Source organism: Lacticaseibacillus manihotivorans DSM 13343 = JCM 12514, assembly GCF_001435035.1.
Taxonomy (GTDB): Bacteria; Bacillota; Bacilli; order Lactobacillales; family Lactobacillaceae; genus Lacticaseibacillus; species Lacticaseibacillus manihotivorans.
Genome location: NZ_AZEU01000285.1, coordinates 1 through 253 on the forward strand (window position 1 = coordinate 1; position 253 = coordinate 253).

The 253-nt window shown below is 36.0% G+C and carries 1 protein-coding gene; it reads left to right on the plus strand.

Going from position 1 to position 253, the window contains the following annotated elements; all coding sequences use genetic code 11:
• The coding region (locus FD01_RS16760) for a hypothetical protein (RefSeq protein ID WP_235802969.1) at positions 1–248 on the plus strand (248 nt) is incomplete at its 5' end.
• Between the last annotated feature and the right edge of the window lie 5 nt (positions 249–253).

The following is a 253-nucleotide window of genomic DNA, read 5'->3' on the forward strand; positions in this document are numbered from 1 at the left end:
AGTTCGCCTCACGGTGTCGTGCCACGGAGTGGCTAACTTGTTCTTGCAATTTGCGTATTGAAATTTTTTATGATAGATGGAGATTAATGTTGGAAAATCATACAAATAATCAGCTTCAAAAGCTAGTTGACGAAATTTCAGAGATGAAGGGTAAGGGAGATTTCTCCAAGTATATCGATGAAATATATTTTCCAAACTATAAACCTGGATTATTCATAGAATTTCAAAAAAGCAGCGCAATCCCATGATTCAC